The organism is Mesorhizobium sp. M7A.F.Ca.AU.002.02.1.1, from assembly GCF_003998535.1.
Taxonomy (GTDB): Bacteria; Pseudomonadota; Alphaproteobacteria; order Rhizobiales; family Rhizobiaceae; genus Mesorhizobium; species Mesorhizobium ciceri.
The window spans coordinates 1-5,881 of sequence record NZ_RZPB01000382.1; the positions used below are offsets into that span (position 1 = coordinate 1).

The 5,881-nt window shown below is 63.5% G+C and carries 5 protein-coding genes and 1 tRNA gene; 5 read left to right on the forward strand and 1 reads right to left on the reverse strand.

The window, feature by feature from the left end:
• Positions 1 to 112 precede the first annotated feature (112 nt).
• The 3 genes from EN879_RS21640 to EN879_RS21650 all read left to right on the forward strand — a co-directional run bounded on the left by EN879_RS21640 (position 113) and on the right by EN879_RS21650 (position 3,848).
• Positions 113 to 1,399: a lipoprotein-releasing ABC transporter permease subunit gene (locus EN879_RS21640; protein ID WP_013531108.1), complete on the forward strand. Its 1,287-nt coding sequence runs from the start codon at positions 113 to 115 to the stop codon at positions 1,397 to 1,399.
• Positions 1,396 to 2,079, forward strand: coding sequence for an ABC transporter ATP-binding protein (locus tag EN879_RS21645; protein ID WP_027160544.1), 684 nt, complete (start codon positions 1,396 to 1,398; stop codon positions 2,077 to 2,079). Before EN879_RS21640 ends, EN879_RS21645 begins: the two co-directional genes overlap by 4 nt.
• A 518-nt stretch (positions 2,080 to 2,597) precedes the next feature.
• Positions 2,598 to 3,848 carry a site-2 protease family protein gene (locus EN879_RS21650; protein ID WP_127274237.1) on the forward strand — a complete coding sequence of 417 codons (1,251 nt, stop codon included), beginning with the start codon at positions 2,598 to 2,600 and terminating at the stop codon, positions 3,846 to 3,848.
• A gap of 20 nt (positions 3,849 to 3,868) precedes the next feature.
• On the opposite strand, the gene lipB is transcribed toward EN879_RS21650, so the two are convergent.
• Positions 3,869 to 4,612 (reverse strand): lipoyl(octanoyl) transferase LipB, encoded by a 744-nt coding sequence (gene lipB / locus EN879_RS21655; protein WP_027160542.1) that lies wholly within the window; start codon positions 4,610 to 4,612, stop codon positions 3,869 to 3,871.
• 234 nt (positions 4,613 to 4,846) lie between these two features.
• Here lipB and EN879_RS21660 point away from each other — a divergent pair.
• Positions 4,847 to 4,931 (forward strand) — tRNA-Leu (locus tag EN879_RS21660).
• A gap of 189 nt (positions 4,932 to 5,120) precedes the next feature.
• Positions 5,121 to 5,881 (forward strand): CBS domain-containing protein (locus tag EN879_RS21665; RefSeq protein ID WP_164774506.1); only part of this gene is annotated, 761 nt, incomplete at its 3' end.

The window sequence follows — 5,881 nt, forward strand, 5'->3', positions numbered from 1 at the left end:
TCGTCGGACCGCGCGGTGTCGCCGCCCGCGAGATCGAGATCAAGAACCGCAAGACCGGTGAGCGCGAGACGCTGCCGATCGCGGATGCGAAGAAGCGCTTCGGTGTCGCCGCATGAGCGAGGCGGTGGCGGCAAGATCGGTCGGCGCCGGACCCTTTTCCATCTTCGAGCGCATGGTCGCCTGGCGCTATCTGCGTTCGCGGCGCAAGGAGACGGTGATCTCGGTGATCGCCTCGATCTCGTTTCTGGGCATCATGCTGGGCGTCGCCACGCTGATTGTGGTCATGGCGGTGATGAACGGTTTCAGGGCAGAGCTTTTGACGCGCATCCTCGGCGTCAACGGCCACCTGATCGTGCAGCCGCTCGATTCGCCGCTGGAGGACTATGCGCAGGTCGCCAGCCGCATCAACGGTGTAGCAGGCGTTAAATACGCCATCCCGCTGATCGATGGCCAGGTGCTTGCGCAAGGCAATGTCGGCGGCGGAACCGGAGCGCTGGTTCGCGGCATACGCGGCGAGGATCTGAGCAAGATCGCCATCGTTGCCAGCAACATCAAGCAGGGTTCGATCGCCGATTTCGATTCTGGCGAGGGCGTTGCCATCGGCAAGCGCATGGCTGAGAATCTCGGCCTGACGCTTGGCGATACCATCACCTTGATTTCGCCCGACGGCGACGTGACGCCGATCGGCACCACGCCGCGCATGAAGGGCTACAAGATCGCGGCGATCTTCGAAGTCGGCATGTCCGAATATGACACGTCCATCGTCTACATGCCGTTTTCCGAAGCGCAGCTTTATTTCAACATGGACGGGCGGGCGCAAACGATCGAGATTTATGTCGACAATCCAGACGATGTCGATGCGCTGAAACCGAAAGTGGAGGCGGCGGCGCAGCGGCCGATCGACATGGTCGATTGGCGCCAGCGCAACGAGACCTTCTTCTCCGCGCTGCAGGTCGAACGCAACGTCATGTTCATGATCCTGACGCTGATCGTGCTGGTGGCGGCGCTGAACATCATCTCCGGCCTGATCATGCTGGTGAAGGACAAGGGCCACGACATCGCCATCCTGCGCACCATGGGGGCGTCGCGCGGCGCCATCCTGCGCATCTTCCTGATGACGGGTGCGGCGATCGGCGTGACCGGCACGCTTGCCGGTGTGCTGCTCGGCGTACTGATCTGCACCAACATCGAATCGATCCGCCAGTTCTTCTCGTGGATGACCGGTAAGGTGCTGTTCAATCCTGAACTCTATTTCCTCAGCCAGTTGCCGGCGAAGATGGATCCGCGCGAGACGACCTATGTCGTCCTGATGGCGCTCGGCCTGTCCTTCCTGGCAACGGTGTTTCCGGCATGGCGCGCCGCGCGTCTCGATCCGGTCGAAGCCTTGAGGTACGAATAGTGGCCGAGGTCATTATCGAGCTGAAGAGCGTCGAGCGGCACTACGTCCAGGGACCGCGAAAACTCACCATTCTCAATGGTGCGGACTTCTCGCTGAAGCGCGGCGAGATGGTGGCGCTGGTGGCGCCGTCTGGCACCGGCAAGTCGACGCTGCTGCACACCGCCGGCCTGCTGGAGCGTCCCGACGCCGGCGACGTCATCCTGGCCGGCCGCGCCTGCGGGCGGCTGTCCGACGACGAGCGCACGGCGATCCGCCGCAACGATGTCGGCTTCGTCTACCAGTTCCATCACCTGCTGCCGGAATTCTCGGCGCTGGAAAACATAATGATGCCGCAGCTCATCAAGGGGCTCAGCCGCAAGGACGCGGCCGAGCGCGCGGCGCAGCTGCTCGATTACATGCAGATCGGCAAACGCGCGGCGCACCGGCCGTCCGAGCTCTCCGGCGGCGAACAGCAGCGCGTCGCCATTGCGCGTGCGGTCGCCAATGCGCCGCTGGTACTGCTGGCGGACGAGCCGACCGGCAATCTCGACCCGGTCACCGCGTCCTATGTGTTCGAGGCGCTGGCGGCGCTGGTCAAGCAATCGGGCCTCGCGGCGCTGATCGCCACCCACAATCACGAGCTGGCATCGCGCATGGACCGTCGCGTCACGTTGGCCGACGGTAAAGTGGTGCCGCTCTAGGGCACGGCGATACTGGGGGAGGCCGGCCTGCGAAAGGCGGCTTCCTGCGCTTCCCGTTCTACCCCGTCGCGGTAGAACGGTGCTCACGTACCCAAAAGTACGCTCCGCTCCGGTTCTCGAAATCCACCATTCTCGGCTCGGCCTGACCCCAGTCTCGTCGTGCCCTGGTCGGCGCTGGGCAACCGTCGTTCGCCCGTCAACCTTTTCTTAACCCTGCCGATTTGATCGCCCGGAAATTCGGACACGGCCGGATTGTGTCCGTTGACTTTGAAACAAAATTAGAACAAAATACGAACATATCAACAACAGGAGAGAGTTATGACCGATCTGGTTCAGGATGTCATCTCACTGGTTTGCATGAGCACCTTTCTCGTCTCCATGGCGATCTGGATTGGAGCCATGTGATTTGGCGGCGTTCGCCGCCGTGGGTCCCATGCGGTCGAAGACCGCTCCGCCGTTAAGCTTTTCTTGCCGCAGCGACGTTAGAGTGCCCCGGCAAGACAGGGAGCAACGTCCAGGTGTCGCCCATCGTCACGGCCATTCTGGTGGCCAGCAATCTCGGGCTGATCTTTCTGTTGATGACGGTGCCGCTTGGTTTGCGCACGGTCCGGCTGACCCGTCTGGTGGCGATGGATCGGCAGCGCCTCTGGCAGGCGCTGTGGCCGCTCGGCAGCGATGCCGGCTGGTCCGGTGAGATCCTGTCCGCCGAGGCCCCGGACGGCGAGGGCGTGGCCCGCATCACGCTGTCCTGGGAAGGTCGCGACGGCAAGCCGATCGAACGCAAGTCGCGGTTTGAAGACGTCGTCGAAGGCAGCCGCTTCTCGATGCGTGTCATCGAGGATACGGCACTCGACGCTTCGTTCTGGAAGGATTTTCGCGAAACCGCCGAACTCGTTTCGGAAGGCAACAGCACGCGGGTGACGCTCAGCCAGACCGATCGCTATCGTGGCGTTGCCTTCCTGGTGTTCCGCTATTTCGCCCTGCGCCGCGAACTCTCCAAGCTGCAGCGCTGGGCGCGGACCGGAAAGTATCGCAAGGGCGGCTGGTTCGAGCATCCGCTCAGCCAGGTCGGCTTTGCCGGGCTTTCGGCGCTGATCCTGTGGCCATTCTTCGGCCTTCACTTCGGCGGTCTGGCACTGGCCGCGATCCTCACATCGGTGGTCGCCCTGCATGAGCTTGGCCATATGGCAGCGTTCCGGCTGATGGGCCACAACCGTGCACGGATGATCTTCATTCCGCTGCTCGGCGGCATTGCCATTGGCGGGCGGCCCTATGACAGCCGTTTCGAAGTGGCTTTCGTGGCATTGATGGGCGCCGGCTTTTCGGCCTTCCTGGTGCCGATCGCCATCGCCGCAAGCACCTTTGCCGGCGCGGAAGGTCGCCGGCTGGCGGCGGCCCTGCTGGCGACCCTGGCGGGCTTCGCCGCACTGTTCAACATCGCCAATCTGGTGCCGGTGTGGAAGTTCGACGGCGGCCAGGTGCTGCGCCAGATCTGTCCGGGACCGGTCGCGCTGGCGCTGGCTTCCTTCTTCCTGCTCTCGGCTTTCCTGGCCGTGGGTTGGCAGGCCGGCTTTTCCGCCACCTTCCTGCTCGCGACGGGAGCGGTGTTTTCGCTCCTCAGCCTGCTGACGATGAGCAGTGGGGTGAAGCCGCGTCACGAGCTGAAGCCGATCCGTACCATCGACCGGCTGGCCATGGCGGCGGCGTTGCTGGCGGTGTTCGCCATCCATGGCTATGGCGTGTTGTGGGCCTCTGCCCAACTGATTTGAGCCGTACCGGATCCGGAAGATCAGCCGGCTTTGCGCTCGGCTTCGACAGGCAACGCCGTGGCGGGACCGAACACATCCTCGAAGGCGGATTTCAACGCCAAGTCAAGATCGGCCATGGTCAGGGGAAGGCCTAGGTCGACGAGGCTGGTGACGCCGTGGTCCTGCACGCCGCAAGGCACGATGCCGCTGAAATGGTCGAGATCGGGCTCGACATTGATGGCGATGCCGTGAAAACTCACCCAGCGCCGCAGCCGGATGCCTATGGCCGCGATCTTGTCCTCCGCCGGCGAGCCGTCCGGCAGAGCAGGGCGATCCGGCCGCACGACCCAGACGCCGACCCGGTCCTCGCGGCGCTCGCCCCGCACATTGAAAGCGGCAAGCGTGCCGATGATCCACTGTTCGAGCGCCGCGACGAAGGCGCGGACATCCTCGCGCCGCCGCTTCAGGTCGAGCATGACGTAAGCGACCCGCTGGCCCGGCCCATGATAGGTGTATTCGCCGCCGCGTCCTGCCGCGAAAACCGGGAAACGGCTGGCGTCGATCAGATCCTCGCCACGGGCGCTGGTGCCGGCCGTGTAGAGCGGCGGGTGTTCGACCAACCAGACCATTTCGCCGGCAGCGCCGCTGCGGATCGCCTCGGCGCGCGCCTCCATGAAGGCAAGTGCCTCGGGATAGGCGGTAAGGCCGGGCTCGATCAGCCATTCGACCGGTGCCGAGCCGGGAAGCGGCAGGAACGATGTGGCGATCTGGCTGCGTTCGGTCATGGCGTATCGTCTTTTCGTTTGTCCATGGCGCGCCCAAAAACGCCTCGCACCTTTGGGCGACATCAACTTGCCTTCCATATGGCGATATCAGGCGCAAACGTCCAGTTCCGGCGCTGCGTTCGGGCCCTGTGGAGCATTATGCCAATCGCCTGACATTATTGCTTGCCGTGCACTTGTTTCACCGGAAACGATTTGCTACACGCCGCGAGCCGGTCGGTTCCGGCTCTACCACGTGCGGTCGTGGCGGAATTGGTAGACGCGCAGCGTTGAGGTCGCTGTGGGGCAACCCGTGGAAGTTCGAGTCTTCTCGACCGCACCATTCTCTTCCCAGAATCCGATTTGTGCCGGTCTCGCCCGCTGCGGGCCGGACGCATTTCGTTGATATTCCCGCACTTTACGCCACTTTCTTTTTGAGCGTCGGATTCTCCCAAAACCGGTTTCCCCCTTGGGTCCGATGCTCTAGACCTGATTTGCACCTTTTCCGGGATTCTTGTGGCGGGAGGCGCTGGTGGAAGGCGAGCACGAACGGACGACCGGCGCCGGGGCCGCCGAGGACAACCACGCCGACATCTATGGCGAGGACGGCGCCGTGCTTTCGTCCTTCCTGGCGCGGATCGGCGCGGCGATCGCCGACCGCGACACGCTGACCCTCAAGCATGAAGTCGACGACCTGCACCAGTCGGAGCTCGGCGATCTGCTCGAGGCGCTGCATCCCGAACAGCGCCGCGCGCTGGTCGAACTCCTGGGCGCCGATTTCGACTTTTCCTCGCTGACGGAGGTCGACGAGGCGATCCGTATGGAGATCGTCGACAATCTGCCCAATGCGCAGATCGCGCAGGCGGTGCAGGAGCTCGATTCCGACGACGCCGTCTACATTCTCGAGGATCTCGACCAGGAAGACCAGGACGAGATCCTGTCGCAACTGCCGTTCACCGAGCGGATCAGGCTGCGCCGCTCGCTCGATTATCCCGAAGAGACGGCCGGCCGCCGCATGCAGACCGAGTTCGTCGCGGTTCCGCCGTTCTGGACGATCGGCCAGACCATCGACTACATGCGCGAGGACAACAATCTTCCCGAGCGCTTCAGCCAGATCTTCGTCATCGATCCGAGCTTCAAGCTGCTCGGCGCCATCGACCTCGACCAGATCCTGCGCACCAAGCGTTCGGTCAAGGTCGAGGAGGTGATGCACGAGACGCGGCACGCCATTCCGGCCACCATGGACCAGGAAGAGGCGGCGCGGGAATTCGAGCAGTACGATCTTTTGTCGGC